This window comes from Arthrobacter sp. FW306-05-C, assembly GCF_021801725.1.
Taxonomy (GTDB): domain Bacteria; phylum Actinomycetota; class Actinomycetes; order Actinomycetales; family Micrococcaceae; genus Arthrobacter.
The window spans coordinates 3,692,196-3,715,292 of the sequence record NZ_CP084556.1; the positions used below are offsets into that span (position 1 = coordinate 3,692,196).

Consider the following 23,097-nt stretch of genomic DNA (forward strand, 5'->3'; position numbering starts at 1 on the left):
CGCGGCGAGTCGGCCGGAGCACGTCAGCCGCGGCCGATGAAAGGCATGCCGGCCGCGGTAACCACCACTGAGCCAACACTGGCTGTGGCCGGCATGTTGGCCATCATCAGCACCGCGCGCGCCGCGTCCTTCACGGGGAACATTGGCTCCACCTTGCGGCTGCCGTCGGCCTGCAGTGCCCCCGAGCCGACGCCGATGGTGTCCATGATTTCCGTGGCCGTGTTGCCGATGTCGATCTGCCCGCAGGTGATGCCATAGCCGCGGCCGTCCAGCTCGATGCTCTTGGTCAGGCCGGTCATGGCGTGCTTGGTGACCGTGTATGCGACCGTCCGGGGCCGGGGCGAATGGGCGGAGATGGAACCGTTATTGATGATCCGCCCGCCCTGCGGCACCTGCGCTTTCATGGCCCGGACGGCCGCGGCCGCGCACAGCATGGAGCCTGTGAGGTTCACGGCCAGCGTGGCGTTCCAGTCGTCCAGGCTAATCTCGTCCACGCCGGCTGCCGGGCCGAACACGCCGGCATTGTTGAACAGGACATCCACGCGCCCCCACTGCCGGCGGGCAGCCTCGAAAAGGCGCTCGACGTCGTCGGGCCGCGTGACGTCGCACGGCACCACAAGAGCGTCGGGGTGACTGTCCGCTGTCTCCTTCAGCTGCGCTTCTCGTCGGCCGGCCAGCACCACGCGGAAGCCGTCGGCCAGCATCTGCCGGGCGACCTCCCGGCCAATGCCGGAGCCGGCCCCGGTAACGACGGCGACGCGGGCAGTGGGAGGGGACGTGTCCATTCTGTCTCCTGGCTTAGGACTGCGCCGGCACGGCCGGCTTGTTCAGCGGCCAGCCTATGACGGTCTTGGGGCGGGGCGCAGCGAACGTCCGCACTTTGGAGGTAGAGAGTCGCATCCGGATCAGGGATTCGGCGATTGTCACCGCGGAAGCCACGCCGTCCACTACGGGGACTCCGGCCCGCTGCCGGATCTGCTCATCCAACCCGGCCATGCCGCCGCAGCCGAGCACGATGACCTCGGCCTTGTCCTGGGTGACGGCCAGCATCGCCTGATTGATGATGGCCTCCACTGCCCGCTCGGGTTCCTCCTCCAGTTCCAGCACAGCCATGCCGCTGGCACGGACAGACGCACATCTGGCGTCCAGTCCGGCCAGCTTCAGCCTGTCCTCGATAAGGGGAACCGTCCGGTCCAGGGTGGTCACCACGGAGTACTTGTGACCCAGGAACATAGCCGTGCTGGCTGCGGCTTCGGTGATGTCCACCACCGGCACGTCCAACAGCTCCTGCAGGCCTTCGCGGCCGTGCTCGCCGTAGCCGGCCTGGACAACGGCGTCGAAGGGCTCCGGGTAGGAGGTGACGGCGTCCATGACGGCGATGGCGGCGAGGTAGCTTTCGAAGTTGCCCTCGCAGGAGTCTGCGCCGAACCTCGGGGTGATGCCGATGATTTCCGTACCGGGAGCGGCCACACTGCGTGCCGAGGCCGCAATCGAGTCCGTCATCGACGAGGTGGTGTTCACATTGGCAACGAGTATGCGCATGGGGAAGTCCTTTGGTGCTCCGGGTCCCTGTGGGGCCGGTTGCTGGGGGGTGGGGCTCAGTGGGTGCTGACGACGGCGATGGCCTCACCGTCGTGGTCTTCCAGCCGTTGGTTGCGGTCGGCGATGAAGAAGTAGAGCGTGGCGGCGATGCCTGCTGCAAAGAACCAGGCGAAGGGAGCGGCCGCAGCCAGTCCCGGGACGAAGGCGATGAGGAGGGCCAGGACGGCGGCCGGAACCATGGCGATGATGGCCCGCGGGTTGACGCCCTTCTTGTAGAAGTACGTTCCGTCAGGGGATGCCGTGTAGAGCTGCGGCACGTTGACCTTCCCCCGGCGGATGAGCCAGTAGTCGGCCATGACGACGCCGAACAGCGGGCCGAGCAGCGCACCGAGTCCACCGAGGAAGTACACGATGACCAGCGGGTTGTTGTAGAGGTTCCAGGGCAGGATGACCAAGCCGATCGTCGCTGAGACCATGGCGGCCTTGCGGAAGTTCAGCCGCTTGGGGAACAGGTTGGTCAGTGCGTAAACCGGGGCAACGAAGTTGGCCATGAGGTTCACGGCGATGGTCAGGATCAGCAGGGCAAGGCAGGCCAGGACCAGGAAGAGCGTGTTGGGGATGGTCTGGACAATGTCCGAGGGGCTCTTGATGATGGTGCCGTTGATCTTGAACTGGCCACCGGCCATGACCACCACAATGGCGCCGAAAACCAGCATGTTGATGGGGATGCCCCAAAAGTTGCCGCGCACCACAGCCTTCTTGGAGACTGCCGAGCGGGTGAAGTCGCAGAAATTCAGGACGAAGGTGCCGTAGATGGACACCCACAGGGCGCCGCCGGCGAAGATGGTGAGCCACATTTCCGGCCCTTCCAGCGCCTTGTCGGAGGACCAGGCGATGCTTCCGCCTGCCTCGACGAAGATCCAGATGGCCATGGCGGCCATGGTGGCAAGAATGACCGGGCCGGCGAAGGCCTCATACTTGCGGATCATCTCCATACCGAAGCTGACGATCACCAACTGCACCACCCAAAGGGTCACAAATGCCATCCAGCCCAGGGTGGACAGGCCCAGGATGGAGTCTTTGTCCATGTCCGCCAACGCGGGGAACATGGCCACGAGCATCACGCGGAACACCACGGATGCGAGGTAGGTCTGGATGCCGAACCAGGCCACGGCCACTGCGCCGCGGAGGAGGCTGGCGATCTGGGCCCCCCTGATGCCGAAGCTGATTCGGCTCATGACCGGGAAGGGAACACCGGTCTTGACGCCCATGAATCCGGACAGCGTCAGGAGGCCGAACAACAGCGCCGCGCCGATGCCGAGGGCCATGAGGATCTGCCACCCGCCCAGCCCCAAGGCGAACAGCCCGATGGCGAAGGCGTAGTTGCCCAGGCTGTGCACGTCGTTGGCCCACAGGGTGAAGATGCTGTAACTGGTCCAGCTGCGGCCGGCGCGCTTGGTGGGGGCAAGATCGGAGTTGTACAGGGAAGGGCTGATGCTCGTGCCCGAGGCTGCGCTTGCTGATTCGCACAAGGCTTCAACGCTTCCGGGGGTATGTACTGCGGGGGCTGACGGCGCTGCCAGGCCCTGCTCAGCAGTAACGCCCGCCGTGGGAGGGGTTTGCATAAGGGTCTCAATTCGTTGGGAATCCGGGTGGTGAGGCCGACCGGGGAGTCGTTTCTGTTATTCCACATACCGGAAACGAGATATTGAATAGTGAAAATAATGGTATGACTTGGGTCACTGCGGGTCAAGGGCCACGGGCACCCCCGGCCGGTCACAATACGTTGATTCGCTCCAACCCGCCGCTGCGGCCGGTTGGTGGCGGCTATCACGTTGACCCTGGACACGCCTCCTACTAATCTCGTCTAGCAATAATGTTTTCTCACAATACGAAAACATGAGGCCAAGCATTCAAAGATGAAAAGAGGCTGCCGTGGCTGCAGGAGAAGAGACCTCCCATATCCTCAGCGGGTTGACTAACCAGCTGCCTGATCGTGATCCGGAAGAGACTGCCGAGTGGGTTGAGTCCCTGGATGCGTTGATCAGGGAACAGGGTACCGAGCGTGCCCAATACATCATGCGGAGCCTGCTGCAGCGCGCGGGCGCGCAGAGCGTGGGTGTACCGATGGTGACCACCACCGATTACGTGAACACGATCCCGGTGGACCAGGAAGCAGAGTTCCCGGGCAACGAGGAATACGAACGCCGCTACCGGGCCTACATGCGGTGGAACGCCGCGGTCATGGTGCACCGGGCGCAGCGGCCCGATATCGGCGTCGGCGGCCACATCTCCACCTACGCCGGCGCGGCGACCCTGTACGAGGTCGGGTTCAACCACTTCTTCCGCGGCAAGGATCACCCCGGCGGCGGGGACCAGGTCTTCTTCCAGGGCCACGCCTCCCCGGGCATGTACGCCCGGGCATTCATGGAAGGCCGGCTCTCCGAGGAAGACATGGACGGGTTCCGGCAGGAAAAGTCCCGCCAGGGCCACGCCCTGTCCTCCTACCCGCACCCGCGCCTGATGCCGCACTTCTGGGAATTCCCCACCGTGTCCATGGGCATCGGGCCGATGAACGCGATCTACCAGGCCCAGAACAACCGCTACCTGCACAACCGCGGCCTGAAAGACACCTCCGACCAGCAGGTCTGGGCGTTCCTGGGCGACGGGGAAATGGACGAGCCCGAGTCCCGCGGCCTGCTCCAGCTCGCCGCGAACGAGAACCTGGACAACCTGAACTTCGTGATCAACTGCAACCTCCAGCGCCTGGACGGGCCGGTCCGGGGCAACGGCAAGATCATGCAGGAACTCGAAGCGTTCTTCCGCGGCGCGGGCTGGAACGTGATCAAGGTCGTCTGGGGCCGGGAATGGGATGACCTGCTCACCCGCGACACCGACGGCTCCCTGGTGAAGATCATGAACGAAACCGTCGACGGGGACTACCAGACCTACAAGGCCGAATCCGGCGGGTTCGTCCGCGAACACTTCTTCGGCAAAACCCCGCAAACCAAAGACCTCGTCGCGGACCTGACCGATGACCAGATCTGGAACCTCAAACGCGGCGGCCACGACTACCGCAAGGTCTACGCCGCCTACAAGGCCGCCACCGAATTCCAGGGCAAACCCACCGTCATCCTCGCCCACACCGTCAAGGGCTACGGCCTCGGCCCCCACTTCGAAGGCCGCAACGCCACCCACCAGATGAAAAAACTCACTATCGGGGATCTCAAGGAGTTCAGGGACTACCTGCGCATTCCCATCTCGGATGAGCAGCTCGACGCCGATCCGTACCGGCCTCCCTACTACCACCCCGGATTCGATGCACCCGAAATTGCCTATCTCCTCGAACGAAGGAGGGCACTGGGCGGCTCCGTTCCTGAGCGCCGCGGCGGACACCAGCCCGTGGAACTCCCGGATGCGAAGTCTTATGAGGTGGCCAAACGCGGTTCGGGCAAGCAAATGGCGGCCACCACGATGTCATTCGTGCGCCTGCTGAAGGATTTGCTCAGGGACAAGGAATTCGGGAACCGGATTGTGCCCATCGTGCCGGATGAGTCCCGCACCTTTGGCATGGACGCGTTCTTCCCGACTGCCAAGATCTATAGCCCGGCCGGCCAGAATTACTTGTCGGTGGACCGTGACCTGGTCCTGGCGTACAAGGAGTCCCCCGCGGGCCAGCTGATCCACCCCGGCATCAACGAAGCCGGCGCCGTGGCAGCGTTCACCGCCGCCGGAACCTCCTACGCCACCCACGGCATCCCCCTGTTCCCGGTCTACGTGTTCTACTCCATGTTCGGCTTCCAACGCACCGGCGACGCCTTCTGGGCAGCAGCGGACCAAATGACCCGCGGCTTCATCATCGGCGCCACCGCAGGACGGACCACCCTCACCGGCGAAGGCCTCCAGCACGCCGACGGCCACTCCCCCCTGCTGGCCTCCACCAACCCCGCCGTACTCACCTACGACCCCGCCTATGGCTACGAAATCGGACACATCGTCCGCTCCGGCCTGGAACGGATGTACGGGGCAGAGTCCGAAGGACACAACGGCGACAAGAACGTCATGTACTACCTCACCGTGTACAACGAACCCATCATCCAGCCCGCAGAACCGGAGAACCTCGACGTCGAAGGCGTCATCAAGGGCATCTACCTGCTCGCCCCGGCGAAGGCCGCAGGACTGAACGAAAGCAGTCCCCGCACCCAGATCCTCGCCTCCGGCGTCTCCGTACCCTGGGCCCTCGAAGCCCAGCGCGTGCTGGCAGATGACTGGAACGTCTCCGCCGACGTCTGGTCCGTGACCTCCTGGAACGAACTGCGCCGCGACGGCCTCGCCGCCGAAGAGGAAGCCTTCCTCAACCCCGGCCAGCCCGCCCGCGTCCCCTTCGTCGCCCAGCAACTCGAAGGAGCCACCGGCCCCATCGTCGCCGTATCCGACTACATGAAGGCAGTCCCGGACCAGATCCGGCAGTTCGTCCCCAACGAATTCGCCACCCTCGGCGCCGACGGCTTCGGCTTCTCCGACACCCGCGCAGCAGCCCGCCGCTACTTCAAGAACGACACCCACTCCATCGTGGTGAAAGTGCTGCAGATGCTGGCGGCGAGGGGCGAAGTTGAGGAGGGTGCGCCGTCATACGCGATTGACCGGTACAAGCTCCTGGACGTCAACGCCGGCACCACGGGCGGGGCGGGCGGCGACGCCTGAGAAGCACCCAGGAGCAGTCGGGGCAGTCTCCGTGGGAGGCTGACCCGACTGCTTTGTCATTGGCTAGGGTGCAGCTATGAGGAACGCGGAACATCTGAGGGTCCCGGCCACGCCTGTCACGGGAGTACTCCTTGCCGCCGGGGCCGGGACACGTCTGGGCCTGGGACCGAAAGCCCTGTTGCCCTACCGGGGCCGGCCGCTGGTGGAGTCCGTCGGCAATGCACTGCTGGAGGGCGGCTGCCGGGAAGTAGTGGTGGTCCTCGGCGCAGGAGCGTCTGAAGTTCAGGCAGCTGCCAGCCTCGACCGCTTCCGAGTGGTAGACAACGCGGACTGGCAGACGGGCATGGGCAGCTCATTCCTGCTCGGGAACCACGCCGCGGACCCCGGAAGCCACCTTTTGATAGCCCTTGTGGACCAGCCCGGACTGACCCCGGAGACTGTCCGGCGGCTGTTGGCCGCCCATCGTCCGGGGCGTGTCACTGCGGCGGCCTACCGCCGTGCGCCTTCCGACGGCGGGCTGCCGGACACCCGAAGCCACGAAGGCGACGCTGGCCGCGGAGACTGTGTTGAGCCAAAGGAGACAGCAGGAGGGAACGAAAACACAGAGCAGCAACACAGGTCACGACAGCCAGGATTCGCCCCCCACGGAGACAACCGTGGGCAAGCGCGCCAACTCCAGCGCGGCCACCCCCTGCTCATCGACGCCTCGCTGCGTGAGGCCGTGTGCGCAACGGTGACGGGTGACGCCGGCGCGCGCGGCTTCCTGCGTTCCCATCCTGACCTTGTGGACGAGGTGGACTGCAGCGACCAGTCCACCGGCGAGGACGTGGACACGCCGGACCAGCTGGGCCTTCTTCAGTAGCAGTCGAGCTCCACAGGCACCGGGCCACCACTAGCAGGCGACCCCAACAGCACGCAAAGACGGTCAGGCGTGGGCAGGGCAGCATTACCCTGGCCGCGTCAGGCGGATGGAGCGTGCAGGACCCACTGCAGCCAATCGTCTGCCGGGGATATCCCGAGCTGCACGAGATCAGAAAGCACGCCAGGCGGTCCCTCCCCCGGTACCTGGTCCGCGTTGCGAAGAACAGGCCAACGGGTGGGTTCCCAGTCCTGGTGTTCGCTTGGGTAGTGCCTGCCAGCGGGTGAGGTCCAGCCAGGTGGTTCGTTCTTGGTGGCCGGGGTGGGTTTCCAGCCGGTGCTGTGCCGGAGTTTGTGGTGTTTCGGGCAGGGCTGTCCCAGGTTGCTGATCCCGGTGGTGCCACCGTTGGCCCAGGCGAGGATGTGGTCGGCGTCGTTGTCCAGGGAATTGTTGCTGCAGCCCGGGAACGGGCACTTGCCGTCCCGCATCCGCAGCCAGGCCCGCATCGCCCCGGTCACCCGGTAACTGTCCCGGCCGATCTCCAGCGGCGCCCCATCCCGCGGATCCACCAACACCCGATAGAAGGACGCCGCGCCGTTCGCCACCAAATCCCGGGCCATCGAGGGCGGGATCGGCCCATACCCGTCCAGCATGGCCGGTTCATCGGTCAGGCCCATCAGGGAGAACACCGGAACGGTGACCAGAACCTGCGCCCGGATCGGGGAAGGCACGTCTTCCCGTCCAGCCCTGCCATTGACACCGGCGCTGGCACGGGCACCGGTATCGCCGTCACCACCATCAGCTTCATCAATCGCATCCGTGACACTGGCGCCACTGCCGCCGAGAATCACATCAGCGAACTTGTCAGCCCGCAACTGGGACATGCTGCGGGACTCCGCGCGCCCCTGCAGTAACCGGGACATCGCGGTGAGCCGGTTCCACCCCGCCAACGCCTGCTCCGCCGGCAGACACGCGGACAGCCACGCCATCCCGTCCTGGTCCGGCCGGAACTCAACCCGCCGATCCGCCACCCCCTTGGCATGGCGCACTTCGATGCTCTCGGCGTGGTGGCGTTCCCGCCACGTCCGGGCCTTGACCCTGAACCGGTGCGCCGGCATCTCCCCCACCGGGCATCCCCTCGCCGGATCCTGGGCATCCGGGTCCAAAAAGTGCGCTTCCAACGCCGCCGCCCCCGCGGCATCCAGGCTCGCGGCCTCATCAGCCATCACCACCGCATGACTCCAGGACAACGTCCCCGCCTGCAGCCCCGCAAGGGTCCGCGGCAACGAGGAAACAACGGCGTGCGAAGTGGCCAGGAACGACGACGCCGCCCGCGGCCCCAGCGCCAGCACGCACCCGACCTCGGCAGCGACGGCCATCTCCTGCGCCTGCACCGGCACATCCGGACCGGCAACAGCACTGGCGCTCTCCGCGTACATCACCGCAGCCTTCGCCTTCAACCCGGCAATCCCTGCTTCAACCTCACGGGCACCGGCAAGAATGTCCAGGCAACCATCCGCCAACCCAGCCAACGGATCAACCACCGAAAACGACTCCGAACCGCACCAATCCACCTCGGCATTCAGCACAGCAAGGGCAGCCCGGATGTCCGCATAAGCCTTGACCACCGCCGCCCTTCCCATGAACCAATCATGACAAAGGGGTACGACATTCTGGCTGTGAAGTGTTCAGCTCAGGCCTGCATCCCACTTTCCAGCAACTGCTCCAGCCCGCTCTTGAAACCTGCCCTGCCCCCGTGCGCAGGATGCCGAATCTTGGGCACAGTGAGGCCGCTGCGCTGCAGGCTGTGCTGGGCCACGTTGCCCACCGCCACGATGGAGGAAGTACCGAACAGTTCCGCCAATTCCTGCCAGAAAGGAGTTCCCAGCTTTGTCTCCGAAGGCTTGGGCGTGCGGTTGGACAAGGGCTTTCCTGGCTGGTGCGTGTGCCAGGGGAAAGCGCTCCACAGCAGTGGCAGAGCCCCCACCTCTTCCAGCACCTGCCACAGCACCGTTGCCGTTGGCTCGGCAGCCACCCCTGCAGCTTCGGGCGGCAGCACGTACCCCTTGCCGGGGCCGAAAAGCCCGAAGCTGTTGGTGGGGCCTCCGAGGATAACCCGGTTGGTGAATGGCACGCCGGTGATCCGCATGCCCCGGAAACCGGGTGCCTCCCCTACCAGCAGCACCTTGGGCTGCCGGTCCAGCATCTCCTGCAGGTAGAGCTCCAGGTTGCGCCTGCGCAGCGCGTTCTCCGGGACTTCATGATTGAAGAAGTTAGTGCACGCCGGTCCGAGCTCCACGGCCGCAAGCCGCTCAACGAACGCTGTGATGCCTGAAGCCGTCATTCGCCGCCTGACTTCTCGAGGACGGCAGCCAAACGCTCTGCTGCCGACGGATCGGCCCTGTGAAGGCGCGCTTTTCGAAGGTTCTCGCGTACGATCCAGCGCACGTCACGGTCCTGGCTGCGAGCCCACTTGGCGAGGTGTCCGAACCCAGTGACCGGTGCCGCGGCAATGGCAACGCTCCAGCAGTATCCAAGCCCCTGGCGCAGCACGCGGAATTGCTCCGACCGGCGGGATGCAGGATCCGTTCCTTCCACCACTCTGGTTATCCTGTCGAGGATCTCAACCGCTCTGGCGGCATCCTCCGGAGCACCCAGCAGCCGCGGTTCACAAATCCCGGCCGCAACGGCACGCTGCACGAGCGGCGCGTCGTCCGCCCATCGTTCCACCAGGGCCCACAAGGCGGGCATGTCCGCATCCCCCAGGCGCTGCAGGGCCATCGCTACCCCCTCGCGGACCCGCCAGCGGTCGTCTTCCGCCAGCGCCCGCAGGGTAGCGGCAGCATCAGAATCGCCCTCCACAAGCAGCCGGCCAAGACCAATAGCGCCGCACAGGGCAAGGTACTCGTCGGGGCTCCCGGCGCACAGCCGGACCAGGTCCGGCTCCGCTACATCGGCAAACGCCGCCGCCAGTTCCAGGTTGCCCCGGGGCCCAGGAAGCCCGGACTCAGCGGTCAGGTAGGCGGTCCACTCCCCGGGCGGAAGCAATTCCAGCACCGCCCGGTAATCCGACCGTTTGCCCATCGCTGAACTCCTTGCCGCCGGCGTGCCACCGAGCCGAGTGGGTAAGAAAGCCGCCCGGGGTCCCGTGGCGAGCGAAGTGGGGCTTGGGGCAGGCGGCGAACGCTACCAGCGCGGGTGGATGGACTCGCGGAAGTAGTGGTCGTAGATCCAGCGGACCCCGTCGTCGAACTCCTTGCCCACGCTGACCGTGGCCGCGGCGGCATTGGCCCGTGCCTGATCCACGTTGCGTGCGCCGGGGATGACGGTAGTGACGCCGTCCTGGGCAGCAATCCAGGCGATGGCCGCCTGTGCCGTTGTAGCGCCGGAAGGGACCAGCTGCTCGAACTCCTTCACGGCTTTCAGGCCCAGCTCGTAGTCCACGCCGGAGAAGGTCTCCCCAACGTCGAAGGCATCGCCCTGGCGGTTGTAGTTGCGGTGATCGTTCTCCGCGAAGGTGGTGTCCTTGGTGTACTTGCCGGAGAGCAGACCGGATGCCAGCGGCACGCGGGCGATGATGCCCACCCCTGCAGCCTTGGCGGCGGGCAGCACCTCGTCCAGCGGCTTGAGGCGGAAGGCGTTGAGGATGATCTGGACAGAGGCCGTTCCTTCATGCCGGATGGCTTCGAGGGCCTCGTCCGTCCGTTCCACACTGACGCCATAGTTGCGGATGGCACCTTCCGCCACCAGGGTGTCGAGGGCGTCGTAGACCTCGTTGTTGCTGTAGACCGGGGTGGGCGGGCAGTGCAGCTGGACCAGGTCCAGGGTGTCCATGCCCAGGTTCTTCCGAGAGCGGTCAACCCACTGGCGGAAGTTGGCCAGATTGTAGTTCTCCGGCCGCTGCTCCACCCGCCGGCCCATCTTGGTGGCAACCGTGACGCCGGAGCCCGGGTTGTCCGCCAGGAACTTCCCGATGGCCTGCTCACTCTTGCCGTCACCATAGACGTCCGCGGTGTCGAAGAGGGTAACTCCGGCCTCCACCGAGGCTGCGAGGATGGCCTGCGCCTGTGCCGGATCCACGTTTCCCCAGTCCGCACCGAGCTGCCAGGTACCCAGCCCCACGATGGAGACGTTCCGTCCGGTCTTGCCTAAAATCCGCTGTTCCATCCCCCGACTATATGCAACGATGCAACCCCGGGTCAGATCCGACCCCGGGTTGCATCCGCACCAGCGGAAGTATGACCCCGGCTGGCCTAGGAAGGCACACGCTCCAGCTTGGGCACCAGCCCGGCTTCCTTGAGCCCCAAATAGATCCGGTCGCGAGCGATGGGCAGGGACGCGAAGCGCACTCCGGTGGCATTCCGGAGTGCGTTGGCAAGCGCCGGCGCCACCGGATTGAACGGGCTTTCGCTCATCGATTTCGCCCCCAGCGGCCCCAGCTTGTCGTTGGTATCCGCGAAGTACACCTCGCTGCGAGGCACGTCCGCGAAAGTAGGAATGTGGTACTGCCGGAGGATGTCCGTGGTGACCTTGCCGGCGTCGTCCACTACGACTTCCTCATACAGCGTGGCACCCAAGGCCTGGGCAATCCCACCTTCGATCTGTCCGCGGCATTGCCGCGGGTTGACCACCACCCCCGCGTCGGCGGCCTGCACGCTTTGCAGGATCTTCAGCTCACCGGTGCCGCGGTTCACGGCCACCCGGAAGCCGTGCACGTTGAAGGCGACGGAACGCGGGGTACCGCCCCAGCGTCCCTCCGCGGCGAGTTCGACGCCGGCATCCGCGGCAGCCTGCGCCAGCTCAGCCAGTGCCACGGGAGTTCCGTCAACCACCACGGCATCGCCGTTGAGGACGCACGCGGACGCCTGCGTCTGCCGGATGCCGGCCGCGAAGGCGCGGATCCGGACTGCCAACTCTTCCGCAGCGGCGAGCGTGGCCTTTCCGGCCACCACCGTCCCTGCGGAGCCGAACGCGCCGGTATCGTGCTCCACCAGGTCCGTGTCCGACTGGCGCACCGCCACCCGGGACGCCTCCGTGGACAAGGCCGTGGCCGCCAGCTGCGCGTGCACCGTGGTTGTGCCGTTCCCAAACTCGGCGGTCCCGACGTCGGCCTGGTACGTTCCGTCCGGCAGGAGCCGGAGGCGGGAGTGGGCAAAGTGGCCGCGCGGGGGCACGGTGTCGATCATGGAGAGGGCGGCGCCCTCCCCCACCATCCAGTCCGGGCCAAGGTCGTCCAGGCCTGCATCCCGGTAGCGGGCCTTGCCGCGGTCCAGGGCGTCGCGGACCAGGTCAAGGCACTGGTCCAGTCCGTAGCTGCCGTAGTGGACGTCCTCTTCCGGATCCGGCTGGGTGGACAGCATGTGGTCTCCCTCGCGGACCATGTTCCGGCGGCGGAACTCCAGCGGATCCATGCCGATTCCGGCCGCCAGTTCATCCATGGCGGACTCGATGGCGAAGATCATCTGGCTGAGTCCGTAGCCGCGGAAGGCACCGGCCGGCACCGTGTTGGTGTACACCGAGTGCGCATCCACCTTCTTGTTGGCGCAGTTGTATACGGCCAGTGATTCGCCGCAACCGTGGAACATGACGCCAGGGCCGTGGTTGCCGTAAGCGCCGGTGTTGGTGACGACGTCCAGCTCCAGGGCCGTCAGCCTGCCTTCCCTGCTGGCACCGGCCTTCAGTTTGATCGTGAACGGGTGCCGGGTGGTGGTGGCGGTGAACTGCTCGGTGCGGGTCAGTTCCAGCTGGACCGGCCGCTTCAGTTTCAGGGCTGCGAGCGCCACGAGGTCCTCGGTGAGGACTTCCTGCTTGCCGCCGAACCCGCCGCCCACCCGGCCGGCCACCACGTGCACCTTGTCCTCATCCAGCCCGAACACCCGGCACAGCGTCCGCCGGACCAGGAACGGGACCTGGCTGGACGTGCGAACCTGCAGCCGGCCGTCGGCGTCCACCGAGGCGATGGCCGCGTGCGTCTCCAACGCCACGTGCTGCACCCGCTGGGTCTGGTAGGTCTGCTCGTGGATGAAATCGGCGGCAGCGAAGCCGTCGGCCACGTTTCCCAGCTCCGAGTGCAGCTCCGCCACCACGTTGCGGTCCGGCCGGCCAATTCGGGAGCGGGATGCATCCCTGTCCCCGTGCACCAGCGGTGCGCCCGGAAGCAGCGCGTCCTGCGGCGAAAAGACAGCAGGCAGCTCCTCATACTCCACGCGGAGCGCCCGGACGCCGGCTTCCGCAGCGCCGACGGATTCAGCCACGACGGCGGCAACCCGCTGGCCGCGGAACCTCACCACGTCATCGAGCACCCGGGTGTCATCCGGGTCGTCGGTAAAGAGCTCATGCTGCGCCGTTGAGAACAGCTGCTCCGGAGCGTCCTCGTGGGTGAAGACCGCCACGACGCCGGGAACCTGCAGCGTTGCCTCCTTGTCGATGGAGAGAACGCGGGCGTGGGCGTGCGGCGAGCGCAGGATCTTCAGGTGCAGCAGGGCCTGCTGCTGGTCCGTCGGCAGGTCCAAGGTGTAGCGGGCGGCGCCGGTAACCACTGCCCGGCTGGCCGGTGCGGGAACGTCGTCGCCCAACCGGCCCGGCTCCGGATCCGGCTGGCCTTCCCCCGCGATGCCGGAACCCGGTCCTTCGGGGGCGGGATGGCCGGCGTCCCCACAGACCGCATCGGCAATGGCGCGGTACCCGGTGCACCGGCAGAGGTTGCCCTTGAGGTTCCGGGGCAGGTTGTCCTCTTGTTCGTCGTCGAACGTTGCCGCCGTCATCACCATGCCCGCCGTGCAGAAGCCGCACTGGAACCCCTGGCGCTCCATGAACTGCTGCTGCACGGGGTGCAAGTCACCGTCGCCGCCACCTCCAGCCGCCGCCAGCCCCTCGATGGTGGTCACCGAGCGCCCCTCTGCCCGCACGGCCGGGTAGATGCAGCTGTGGACCGGTGTTCCGTCCACGTGCACGGTGCAGGCGCCGCAGTCGCCGCCGTCGCAGCCTTTCTTCACGCCGGTGTTACCCAGCTCCCGCAGGAAGGTGCGCAGGCACTGCCCGGGGCGCGGCGCCGTGCCGGCAGGGGTGCCGTTGATCTCGATGGCCATGCTTAGGCCCCTTTCGAAAGAGTGGTGCCGGGCCTTGCGGCCCGGGGCGGCCAGAAATCACCGGAAACAACGAGTCCCGGCGTCCCGTGGGGCGCGGCGAGTTCGGCCCGGATTTCTTCGGCAAGCCGGTAGGTCATGTCGCGGCGCCAGGCGGGCATGCCGTGGATGTCGTCGTGATAGAGCTCCGCCGGGATGGCATCGTCCAACGCAGCGGCCAGCCGGTCTGCATCCGGCACCCCGTCGAAACGCAGCTGTACGGGCCGCTTGGTGGCAGCGGTGACGGTGAGCACCAGGGAGGTGCCGCCGTCGAGCCTTCCGATGAGCAGCGCCCCGGACCGGCCCAGGTTGCTCAGCGACAGCCGGCGGAACGCCACCCGTGAGTTAAGGGCCGACGCCGGCAGGTGGATACTGCGGAGCAGCTCGCCGGGTGCCAGGCAGTTCGTGGCATCACCGGTGATGAACTCCGCCACCGGAACCTGCCGGCTGGCGCCGCCCGGGCCGAGGATGGTGGCCGTCCCCTCCATCCCGGCGCACAGCGAGATGATGGGCCCTGCGGGCAGGGAGGTGCAGAGGTTGCCGCCCACGGTGGACATGTTCCAGACCTTGAAGGAGGCCACGAAGGAATCGCAGCACGCCCGGACGAGGTCCAGCGCCGGCCAGCTGCGGTCCGCCACAGCCGGCGACACCGGAAGGTTGTACAGCTCCGCGATGGTGCACGTGGCGGCCAGCTCGATGCCGTCATCGGTGACGGTGACGGGCGTCCAGCCGGCGTCGCCGAGGTCCAGGAGCCGGGTGAGAGGCTGGGGCCCAAAGGCGTAGCTGCCGTAGGAGAACAGGACCGTGCCGCCGGCAAGCCAGGCATCGCCTTCGCGCCATTGCGCGGGGTCGGTGGTGCGGACCACCGCCTCGATGGTGTTCATGTCCATGCGATCTCCTGCTTGGTAAGGTCTGCGGCTGCCGGGGCAGCCGGGTGATGGTGGATGGCCCCGGAAGTTTCCCGCAACGGCATGCCGCTGGCAGCGCGGTTCCGGGCGGCAATCAGTTCCGCAGTCACGGACACCGCCACTTCGGCGGGAGTGACGGCGCCGAGGTCCAGGCCGATGGGTGAATGCAGTTGGGCAATCCGTTCCGGCGGAACGCCTGCGTTGAGGAGCTCATCCACCCGCTGGAGGTGGCTCCGGCGCGAGCCCATGGCGCCCACATAGGCGAGGTCCAGGGCCAGCGCGACCTCCAGCAGCGGAATGTCGAACTTGGGGTCGTGGGTCAGGACTGCGGCCACGGTACGGGGGTCCAGCCTGCCTGCCGCGGCTTCCGCCGCCAGGTACCGGTGCGGCCAGTCCGTCACCACCTGGTCGGCAGCGGCGAACCGGGGCTGCGACGCGAAGGCCGGGCGGGCATCGACCAGGGTCACGTAGTAGCCCAGCAGCTTGGCTGCCGGGACCAGCGCGGCACCGAAATCGTTGGCGCCGAACACCAGCATCCGCGGCGGGGCCAGCCGGGACTCCACCAGGACAGCCAGCTCTTCGCCCGGGCGCCCGTGCCCGCTCCGGTCCGGTGGACATTCCCGGTGCCCTGCCTGGCGGACCAGCCCGGTGCCGCCGCTGCGCACCATCGCTTCCACCTGCAGGGCGGGCTCCCCCTGCAGCAGCGCTGCCAGCTCCGGGTGGGCGGCCAGGCGGAAGGCGGCGGGATCGGAAAGGACGACGGCGGCGCTTCCCGGGCTACCCAGGAGCCGTACCAGCGCTACGGGTTGGTCCGGGCCGAGGGCAGCAAGCTGCAGCAGGGCAGCGCGCAGCGGATCCCTGGCAGCACCGGTCCCGGCGGGCACCGGCTGGATGTGAATGGCCAGTTCTCCCCCGCAGGTGAGTCCGGCGGCGAAGGCGTCGTCGGAACTGAAGCCGAACGTCTCGTGGCGCGGGACGCCGTCGTCCGTTGCCTCCTGGGCGAGCGCCACCACGGCGCCTTCCACACAGCCGCCGGAGAGGCTGCCCAGGACATCGCCGGATTCGGTGACCAGCATGGAGGTCCCCACCGGGCGCGGCACCGATCCGGTGGCGGCCAGGATGGTGGCCACGGCGAACTGTCGGCCTGCCAGGCTGCGCGTCCAGGGGCCAAGTGAAGGGATCAGGTCAAGCATGGCGGCGCTCCTTCTTCCGCGGCGGTGGTGTCCATTGTCGGTCCTGCCTGTCTGTCCTGCCAGGGGCCGGGCCGACGGTTGGTCCGGCCCCTTGGGTGGTGGGGCAAGATCAGCCGCCGAGCAGGTGGTTGATCGGCCCGCGGGCGAAGTACACCAGGAACCCCGCGCTCACCACCCACATGAGCGGATGGATCTTCTTTGCCTTGCCGGATGCCGCCCCGATGACGGCCCAGCTCACGAAGCCCACCCCGATGCCGTTGGCGATGGAGTAGCTCAGCGGCATGGTCACGATGGTGAGGAACGCCGGCAGGGCCACGGTGAACTTGGTGAATTTGATCTCGCGGATCTGCACCATCATCATGGCGCCCACCACCACCAGTGCGGCGGCGGCAACCTCGAGCGGCACCACGCTGGTGAGCGGGGTAAGGAACATCGAGCCCAGGAACAGCGCGCCGGTGACCACCGAAGCCAAACCGGTCCGGGCGCCTTCGCCGATGCCGGCTGCGGAGTCGATGTACACGGTGTTGGAGGAGCCGGAGGTGGCCCCGCCCGCCACGGCACCGAAGCCTTCCACGATGAAGGCCGACTTCAGCCGGGGGAACGTGCCGTCCTTGTGGGCGACGCCTGCGCTTTTGGCCAGGCCGGTCATGGTTCCCATGGCGTCGAAGAAGTTGGTGAACACGAGCGTGAAGACCAGCATGGTGGCTGCAAGTCCGCCGATCCTGGCGAAGGAGCCGAAGAGGTCGAACTGGCCCACCAAGCCCAGGTCCGGCGCCGAAACCAGCTGGCCGGACAGGACGGGGGTGTTCAGGTGCCAGCCGCCGGGGTTGGTAGCGCTGGCGGGGCCGATCTTCATGATGGCTTCCACGACGGCGGCCAGCACGGTGGTGCCCACGATGCCGATGAGCAGGCCGCCCTGGACCTTGCGCGCCACCAGGATGCCCATGGCCAGGAGTCCGACGACGAACACGAGCGTGGGCACTGAGGTGATGGAGCCGCCGTCGCCCAGCTGGACGGGTGGACCGCCGGCGGTGGGCCGGACGAAGCCGGAGTCCACGAAGCCGATGAAGGCGATGAACAGCCCGATGCCGACGGTGATCGCGGCTTTCAGCTCCTTGGGCACCGCCCGGAAGATGGCCGTCCGGGCGCCGGTGACGCCGAACAGCACGATAAGGATGCCGTTGATCACCACCAGGCCCATGGCCTCGGGCCACGTGACTTCGTGAATCACCGAGACGGCCAGGAAGGAGTTGATGCCAAGCCCGGCGGCAAGACCGAAGGGCAGGTTGGCGATAAGGCCGAAGAGGATGGTCATGACGCCGGCGGTGAGGCCGGTGACGGCGCCCACCTGGGCGGCGGAGAGCCAACCGCCGGCAACATCGGTGGGGGCGTTGTCAGCGCTGAACCCGCCCAGGATGAGGGGGTTGAGGATGACGATGTACGCCATGGTGAAGAAGGTGACCAGGCCGCCGCGGAACTCGCGGGCAAGGGTGGAGCCGCGCCGGGTGATCTGGAAGAAGCGGTCCAGGAAGGATTCCGGTGCCGGCGGCCGGGGTGTTCCGGTAGCCTGCGTGGAAGTGCGCGGCGCCCGCCGGATCGTGCTGGTGCTTGGAGCCGAATGCTCCTCGTGGGAATGGTCCAGGATGGTCATCGAAGCCGCCGGGCCTAGTAGTCGATCCTGGATTCGAGCGTGTTCCAGGTGTTGAACGGCTCCAGCGGCGCCGGGGCCTGGGGATCGCCCAGCTCCAGCTTGGAGACCGGCATTAGGGAATCCCTGTCCTGGTTTTCGAAGTATTCGTAGAACAGGGCGTCGTCAAAACCGACGGATGCGGCGTCATGCCGGTCGGCGGCGTAGACAACGCGGCTTACCCGGGCCCAGAGCGCGGAGGCCAGGCACATGGGGCAGGGCTCGCAGCTGGTGTAGAGGGTTGCGCCGCTGAGGTCGAAGGTGCCCAATTCGCGGCAGGCAGTGCGGATGGCGGTAACTTCGGCGTGCGCGGTGGGATCGTTGTCCGCGGTGACACGGTTGACGCCGTCGAACGCCTGCCCGTCCGCCGTGACGATCATGGCGCCGAAGGGGCCTCCGCTGTTGAGGACATTGGCCGTTGCCAGCCGGATGGAGCGGGCCAAAAACTGTTCGGCCGTGACGGTGGTACTCATGATGCGACTTCCTTTTGCCGGGAAGCCTGTTGCCGCGCAGGACCAGTAAAACCAGGTGCGAACGGTTACCAGGCTTCAGCATGTGCTGTGAAGGTTAAGTTGCGCCTGGTAGATAGCTTCCCGGGTTCGGGTGCCCGCCTTTGGCAGAATTGAGATTAGCACCCGTTTGTGGGCCACGCCATACTTTTCTGGAAATTCATTTTCGCTATGTGAAATGCATGTTGCCGATTCTTCACGGCCCCTCCCGGCGCCGCGGTCACAAAGAGCCACGTTGACGCACGTCAGCCGATTTCCCTACGCTGAACCCACCCGCCCTGCCTCCAGGCGCGGCACCTGGATCAGCAGACAGGGCCTCACTGAGCTGGACTTACCGCATCCGCCTTCGGCTCAGACAAGGACAGCCATGACCGCTCCCTCCCCTGCACCCGTATCCCGCTTATGGATCCGCAATCCGCTCGCAGCTTTCACCGCCAATGACCTCGACGCAACAGGCGGCCTGGTGGTCAGCGGCGGCGTCATCACCGAGGTCCTGGCCGCGGGCGAGCAGCCGTCCGCGGCCTGCACCGGGACCTTCGATGCAGGCAACCACGTGCTGCTGCCCGGCCTGATCAACACGCACCACCACTTCTACCAAACCCTCACGCGGGCCTGGGGGCCGGTGGCCAACACCCCGCTGTTCCCCTGGCTGCAGAACCTGTACCCCGTGTGGGCCCGGCTCACGCCGAAGGACCTGGAACTGGCAGCAACAGTGGCACTGGCCGAGCTGCTGCTTTCCGGCTGCACCACTGCCGCCGACCACCACTACCTCTTCCCCGCGGGCCTTGAGGATGCCGTGGACATCGAGGTTGAGGCGGTACGGCGGGTCGGCATGCGGGCCACGCTCACCCGTGGCTCCATGACCCTGGGGACGGACGACGGCGGCCTGCCGCCACAGTCCACCGTGCAGCATCCGGAGGTGGTGCTGGCGGACAGCGAGCGCTTGGTGGGCCAGTACCACGAGCGCGGGGTTGACGCGGTGATCCAGATCGCACTGGCCCCCTGCTCACCGTTCTCGGTGACGAAGGAGATCATGGCTGAAAGCGCGGCCCTCGCGGAGCGGCTGGACGTTCGGCTGCACACGCACCTGGCCGAGACCCTGGAGGAGGAGGACTTCTGCCAAGAGATGTTCGGCCTGCGGACCGTGGACTACCTGGACAGCGTTGGCTGGCTGACGGACCGCACCTGGCTGGGGCACGGAATCCACTTCAGCGACGAGGAGATCACCCGCCTCGGTGCAGCGGGGACCGGCGTCGCGCATTGCCCCACCTCCAACATGCGCCTGGCCTCCGGGACTGCCCGGGTCCTGGAACTGGAGGACGCCGGCGTCCCGGTGGGGCTGGGGGTGGACGGTTCGGCGTCGAACGATGCCTCCAACATGATCCTGGAAGCGCGGCAGGCCCTCTACCTCCAGCGGCTGCGCTATGGGGCCGACGTGCCGGTGGAACGGGCGCTGGGCTGGGCCACCCGGGGGTCCGCGGCAGTCCTTGGACGGCGCGGCCTGGGGCAGCTGGCACCTGGCATGCAGGCCGATCTGGCGCTGTTTCGACTTGACGACCTCCGCTTTTCCGGCAGCCATGACCCCGTCGCAGCCCTCCTCCTCTGCGCCGCCGACCGGGCGGACCGGGTGATGGTGGGCGGGCAGTGGCGGGTGGTGGACGGGCAGATCCCCGGGCTGGATGTGGCCGGCCTCATCGCCGGACACTCCGCAGCGGCAAAGAGGCTGGTCAACGGCTGACAGGCGTCCGGCCCGCTGCTAGCGTGGCGCCATGACACCGTCAAAGACGCCACCCGAGGTTCTGGACATCGATGGGATCGAAGTGCGGATCTCCAGCCCGGACAAAGTGGTGTTCCCGGATCCAGGGCTGACCAAACTGGACCTGGTCCAGTACTACCTGTCGGTGGCGGACGGCGCGCTGAGGGGTGCGGGCGGCAGGCCCATGGTGCTCAAGCGGTTCCCCAAAGGCATCGATGCCGAGCCATTCTTCCAGAAGCGCGTGCCGGAAAACCACCCGCCGTTCATCGACACCACCACGCTGCACTACGCGTCCGGAACATCGGCGGAGGAAGCGGTGGTCCGGGATGCCGCCGGTCTGGCATGGGTCATCAACCTCGGCTGCCTGGACCTGAATCCGCATCCGGTCCGCGCGGAGGACCTTGAACACCCGGACGAGCTGCGGGTGGACCTCGACCCCATGCCGGGGGTGGACTGGTCGCAGATCGTGGACGTCGCATACGTGGCGCAGGAGGTGCTGGACGACGCAGGCCTGGTGGGGTGGCCGAAGACGAGCGGTTCGCGCGGGCTGCATATCCTGGTGCGCATTGCTCCCGAGTGGTCCTACAAGGACGTCCGGCTCGCTGCCGAAACCCTGGCGCGGGAGGTGGAGAACCGCGCTCCCGGACTGGCCACCGCACGGTGGTGGAAGGAGGAGCGCGGCGAGAGCGTCTTCGTGGACTTCAACCAAAACGCCAAGGACCGCACCGTGGCCTCCGCCTACTCGGTGAGGCCGTTGCCGGATGCCCGGGTTTCGACGCCGCTGACGTGGGACGAGATGCGCACCGCCAGGCCTGAGCAGTTCAATATGCGCACGGTCCTCGAACGGTACGCGCAGATCGGTGATCCGCATTCCGAAATTGACGGCGCTGCGGGCAGGCTGGATGGGCTCCTGGCCCTTGCCAAGGAGCTGGGCCCCGCCGAAAAGGCCCCCCGGGCGGGGAACGGGTCCGGGCGCCGGCAGTCCACGATGCCGTTGATCGAGGTGGCCCGCACCAAGACCAAGCCAGAGGCCCTCGCGGCCCTCGACGAATGGAAAACCCGGCACGCCGCCGTCGTCAATTCCCTGCAGCCGGCTGATGTCCTGGTCGACGGGATGCGCGGGTCCAGCTCGCTTTGGTACCGGGTGCGGGTGAACCTGCAGCATGTTCCCGAAGACGAACGCCCGGCGCAGGAGAAGCTCATAGCCGACTATGATCCCTGGGCCGGAAAGCAGTGGCCGGGGCGGGAGTAGCCGGAACTCCCTGCTGGTCTTAGCGCCGCCCGAATCCAGGGAGGGCGGAAATCCACCGCGAAAAGCGGCCGGGTTCGTGGACGCGGTCCTCCGGAACGAAGAAGTCCGGGTCCGTACCGCCGCCGAGGGGAAGGTAGAACTCCTGGACTGCTGACGGTGCGGCTGGCTGTGGCGCGACCGGGGTCCTGTCCTGCTGGTACATCGAAGCCTCCTATTTTTCATAGTACGAAAATTTGTTTCTGCTTTATGAAATTCTAGAACTGGGTTGGCCGGGGGGTCAATAGCCCCTGCCGAGGCCCAAGTGCCTAGTCCGGTCACAAACCGAATTTTGCACCTGTGATGTACACCACCGCCATTGCGGGGTACGCTGTTGTGCAACTCGTGGCGCACGTCACGTAACCTGGGAGCAGCAGGCAGGGTCGTAATGAGCTGGCATCAACGGATGCCGGCTCTTTTTTGTTGGGTCGGCTCCATCGGAAACGCGCATGAAACGCGCGCTTAATTTCAGTGATGGAACCTAGGTTCCACTTACCGGAAGTTGGGAAAAGACCATGAGCAGCAAGATCATCCTCGGCGAAAACCAGTACGGCAAGGCAGAAGTCCGCGTCGTCAAGATCACCCGGGACACGAACCGCCACGAGATCGAAGACCTGAACGTCACCTCGCAACTGCGGGGCGACTTCGCCGCGGCCCACCTTGAGGGCGACAACGCCCACGTGGTGGCCACCGACACCCAGAAGAACACCATCTACGCCTTTGCCCGTGAGGGCATCGGGTCACCGGAACAGTTCCTGCTGCGCCTCGGTGAGCACTTCACCTCCAGCTTCGACTGGGTCACCGGCGGACGCTGGGAAGCCGAGTCTTACGCCTGGAACCGGATCCAGGCCCACGGCAGCGAACACGACCACTCCTTCGTCCGCAATGGCCAGGAAGTCCGGACCGCCGTCCTGGTCCGAGACGGTGCCACGAGCCACCTGATCTCCGGACTCAAGGACCTGACCGTCCTCAAGTCCACCCAGTCAGGATTCGTCGGCTACCCCCGGGACCGCTACACCACGCTGCCCGAGACCACCGACCGCATCCTCGCCACGGACGTTTCAGCCCGGTGGCGCTTCAAGACCGGCACCGATTTCAGCACGCTGGACTTCAACAAGAGCTACGACGACGTCAAGGGCCTCCTGCTGGAAGGCTTCACCGAGAAGTACTCCCACGCCCTCCAGCAGACCCTGTTCGACATGGGCACCAAGGTGCTTGAAGCACACAGCGAAATCGATGAGATCAAGTTCTCCATGCCCAACAAGCACCACTTCCTGGTGGACCTCTCACCGTTCGGCCTCGACAACCCCAACGAGGTCTTCTTCGCGGCGGACCGCCCCTACGGCCTGATCGAGGCCACCGTCCAGCGCGACGACGCGGCCCCGGCTCCCACCGCCTGGTCGGGCATCGCGGGCTTCTGCTAAATCCCGGATTCACCATCGACGGGCTCAGCTACCTGGTTGGGCCCGTCGTCACCCCCACAGATTCACCTGTTAGCCAGACACCAGTTAGCCAGACGATGACGTC

The 23,097-nt window shown here is 66.6% G+C and carries 18 protein-coding genes; 5 read left to right on the forward strand and 13 right to left on the reverse strand.

Translation table 11 applies throughout. The annotated features are described in order from the left end of the window. Positions 1 to 23 precede the first annotated feature (23 nt). Genes LFT44_RS17135 through LFT44_RS17145 form a run of 3 tightly spaced genes read right to left on the reverse strand, consistent with a single transcriptional unit; the run spans position 24 to position 3,167 of the window. A complete protein-coding gene (locus tag LFT44_RS17135; RefSeq protein WP_236799611.1) occupies positions 24 to 785 on the reverse strand; it encodes an SDR family oxidoreductase in 762 nt (253 codons plus the stop codon). A gap of 13 nt (positions 786 to 798) precedes the next feature. After that, positions 799 to 1,542: an aspartate/glutamate racemase family protein gene (locus LFT44_RS17140; protein WP_236799612.1), complete on the reverse strand. Its 744-nt coding sequence runs from the start codon at positions 1,540 to 1,542 to the stop codon at positions 799 to 801. 56 nt (positions 1,543 to 1,598) lie between these two features. Then, a complete protein-coding gene (locus LFT44_RS17145) occupies positions 1,599 to 3,167 on the reverse strand; it encodes an NCS1 family nucleobase:cation symporter-1 (protein ID WP_236799613.1) in 1,569 nt (522 codons plus the stop codon). 310 nt (positions 3,168 to 3,477) lie between these two features. Here LFT44_RS17145 and aceE point away from each other — a divergent pair, with 310 nt between their 5' ends. Beyond that, positions 3,478 to 6,246 (forward strand): pyruvate dehydrogenase (acetyl-transferring), homodimeric type, encoded by a 2,769-nt coding sequence (aceE, locus tag LFT44_RS17150; RefSeq protein ID WP_236799614.1) that lies wholly within the window; start codon positions 3,478 to 3,480, stop codon positions 6,244 to 6,246. 76 nt (positions 6,247 to 6,322) lie between these two features. Next, positions 6,323 to 7,108, forward strand: coding sequence for a nucleotidyltransferase family protein (locus LFT44_RS17155; protein ID WP_236799615.1), 786 nt, complete (start codon positions 6,323 to 6,325; stop codon positions 7,106 to 7,108). Between the two features lie 98 nt (positions 7,109 to 7,206). Here LFT44_RS17155 and LFT44_RS17160 read toward each other — a convergent pair whose 3' ends face one another. From LFT44_RS17160 to LFT44_RS17200, 9 genes are all read right to left on the reverse strand, one after another. Then, positions 7,207 to 8,748, reverse strand: coding sequence for an HNH endonuclease signature motif containing protein (locus tag LFT44_RS17160; protein WP_236799616.1), 1,542 nt, complete (start codon positions 8,746 to 8,748; stop codon positions 7,207 to 7,209). Positions 8,749 to 8,798: 50 nt separating this feature from the next. Beyond that, the gene (locus LFT44_RS17165; RefSeq protein WP_236799617.1) at positions 8,799 to 9,449 is read right to left on the reverse strand and encodes a uracil-DNA glycosylase; all 651 of its coding nucleotides are present in this window, start codon (positions 9,447 to 9,449) and stop codon (positions 8,799 to 8,801) included. Next, complete coding sequence (locus LFT44_RS17170) at positions 9,446 to 10,189, reverse strand: HEAT repeat domain-containing protein (protein ID WP_236799618.1); 744 nt, start codon at positions 10,187 to 10,189, stop codon at positions 9,446 to 9,448. The genes LFT44_RS17165 and LFT44_RS17170 overlap by 4 nt, the downstream gene beginning before the upstream one ends. 102 nt (positions 10,190 to 10,291) lie before the next feature. Further along, on the reverse strand, positions 10,292 to 11,272 hold the full coding sequence (locus LFT44_RS17175; RefSeq protein ID WP_236799619.1) for an aldo/keto reductase: 981 nt from the start codon (positions 11,270 to 11,272) through the stop codon (positions 10,292 to 10,294). A gap of 86 nt (positions 11,273 to 11,358) precedes the next feature. Further along, positions 11,359 to 14,193 (reverse strand): molybdopterin-dependent oxidoreductase, encoded by a 2,835-nt coding sequence (locus tag LFT44_RS17180; RefSeq protein WP_236799620.1) that lies wholly within the window; start codon positions 14,191 to 14,193, stop codon positions 11,359 to 11,361. Positions 14,194 to 14,195: 2 nt separating this feature from the next. Beyond that, positions 14,196 to 15,119 carry an FAD binding domain-containing protein gene (locus LFT44_RS17185; RefSeq protein WP_236799621.1) on the reverse strand — a complete coding sequence of 308 codons (924 nt, stop codon included), beginning with the start codon at positions 15,117 to 15,119 and terminating at the stop codon, positions 14,196 to 14,198. After that, positions 15,110 to 16,330 (reverse strand): XdhC family protein, encoded by a 1,221-nt coding sequence (locus tag LFT44_RS17190; protein ID WP_236799622.1) that lies wholly within the window; start codon positions 16,328 to 16,330, stop codon positions 15,110 to 15,112. Before LFT44_RS17190 ends, LFT44_RS17185 begins: the two co-directional genes overlap by 10 nt. Before the next feature lie 109 nt (positions 16,331 to 16,439). After that, a complete protein-coding gene (locus LFT44_RS17195) occupies positions 16,440 to 17,981 on the reverse strand; it encodes an NCS2 family permease (protein ID WP_236799623.1) in 1,542 nt (513 codons plus the stop codon). Between the two features lie 14 nt (positions 17,982 to 17,995). Continuing rightward, positions 17,996 to 18,490, reverse strand: a complete 495-nt coding sequence (locus LFT44_RS17200; protein ID WP_236799624.1) for a nucleoside deaminase — start codon at positions 18,488 to 18,490, stop codon at positions 17,996 to 17,998. Between the two features lie 403 nt (positions 18,491 to 18,893). Here LFT44_RS17200 and LFT44_RS17205 point away from each other — a divergent pair, with 403 nt between their 5' ends. Both LFT44_RS17205 and ligD read left to right on the forward strand, forming a co-directional pair. Beyond that, positions 18,894 to 20,264 carry an 8-oxoguanine deaminase gene (locus LFT44_RS17205; RefSeq protein WP_236799625.1) on the forward strand — a complete coding sequence of 457 codons (1,371 nt, stop codon included), beginning with the start codon at positions 18,894 to 18,896 and terminating at the stop codon, positions 20,262 to 20,264. A gap of 31 nt (positions 20,265 to 20,295) precedes the next feature. Continuing rightward, the gene (gene ligD, locus LFT44_RS17210) at positions 20,296 to 21,534 is read left to right on the forward strand and encodes a non-homologous end-joining DNA ligase (protein WP_236799626.1); all 1,239 of its coding nucleotides are present in this window, start codon (positions 20,296 to 20,298) and stop codon (positions 21,532 to 21,534) included. 19 nt (positions 21,535 to 21,553) lie between these two features. On the opposite strand, the gene LFT44_RS17215 is transcribed toward ligD, so the two are convergent. Then, entirely contained in the window at positions 21,554 to 21,736 is a 183-nt protein-coding gene (locus LFT44_RS17215) for a hypothetical protein (protein WP_236799627.1), read from the reverse strand. Positions 21,737 to 22,085: 349 nt separating this feature from the next. Between LFT44_RS17215 and pucL the strand changes: the two genes are divergently transcribed. After that, on the forward strand, positions 22,086 to 22,994 hold the full coding sequence (gene pucL, locus LFT44_RS17220; RefSeq protein ID WP_236799628.1) for a factor-independent urate hydroxylase: 909 nt from the start codon (positions 22,086 to 22,088) through the stop codon (positions 22,992 to 22,994). Positions 22,995 to 23,097 lie beyond the last annotated feature (103 nt).

Bases quoted from the DNA above. Each gene is read 5' to 3' on its own strand.
- LFT44_RS17155 (WP_236799615.1), top strand. From the start codon at position 6,323: ATGAGGAACGCGGAACATCTGAGGGTCCCGGCCACGCCTGTCACGGGA.
- LFT44_RS17205 (WP_236799625.1), top strand. From the start codon at position 18,894: ATGACCGCTCCCTCCCCTGCACCCGTATCCCGCTTATGGATCCGCAAT.
- LFT44_RS17190 (WP_236799622.1), bottom strand. From the start codon at position 16,330: ATGCTTGACCTGATCCCTTCACTTGGCCCCTGGACGCGCAGCCTGGCA.
- ligD (WP_236799626.1), top strand. From the start codon at position 20,296: ATGACACCGTCAAAGACGCCACCCGAGGTTCTGGACATCGATGGGATC.
- pucL (WP_236799628.1), top strand. From the start codon at position 22,086: ATGAGCAGCAAGATCATCCTCGGCGAAAACCAGTACGGCAAGGCAGAA.
- LFT44_RS17145 (WP_236799613.1), bottom strand. From the start codon at position 3,167: ATGCAAACCCCTCCCACGGCGGGCGTTACTGCTGAGCAGGGCCTGGCA.
- LFT44_RS17195 (WP_236799623.1), bottom strand. From the start codon at position 17,981: ATGACCATCCTGGACCATTCCCACGAGGAGCATTCGGCTCCAAGCACC.
- LFT44_RS17175 (WP_236799619.1), bottom strand. From the start codon at position 11,272: ATGGAACAGCGGATTTTAGGCAAGACCGGACGGAACGTCTCCATCGTG.
- LFT44_RS17215 (WP_236799627.1), bottom strand. From the start codon at position 21,736: ATGTACCAGCAGGACAGGACCCCGGTCGCGCCACAGCCAGCCGCACCG.
- LFT44_RS17140 (WP_236799612.1), bottom strand. From the start codon at position 1,542: ATGCGCATACTCGTTGCCAATGTGAACACCACCTCGTCGATGACGGAC.
- LFT44_RS17200 (WP_236799624.1), bottom strand. From the start codon at position 18,490: ATGAGTACCACCGTCACGGCCGAACAGTTTTTGGCCCGCTCCATCCGG.
- LFT44_RS17180 (WP_236799620.1), bottom strand. From the start codon at position 14,193: ATGGCCATCGAGATCAACGGCACCCCTGCCGGCACGGCGCCGCGCCCC.
- LFT44_RS17185 (WP_236799621.1), bottom strand. From the start codon at position 15,119: ATGGACATGAACACCATCGAGGCGGTGGTCCGCACCACCGACCCCGCG.
- LFT44_RS17160 (WP_236799616.1), bottom strand. From the start codon at position 8,748: ATGGGAAGGGCGGCGGTGGTCAAGGCTTATGCGGACATCCGGGCTGCC.
- LFT44_RS17135 (WP_236799611.1), bottom strand. From the start codon at position 785: ATGGACACGTCCCCTCCCACTGCCCGCGTCGCCGTCGTTACCGGGGCC.
- LFT44_RS17170 (WP_236799618.1), bottom strand. From the start codon at position 10,189: ATGGGCAAACGGTCGGATTACCGGGCGGTGCTGGAATTGCTTCCGCCC.
- LFT44_RS17165 (WP_236799617.1), bottom strand. From the start codon at position 9,449: ATGACGGCTTCAGGCATCACAGCGTTCGTTGAGCGGCTTGCGGCCGTG.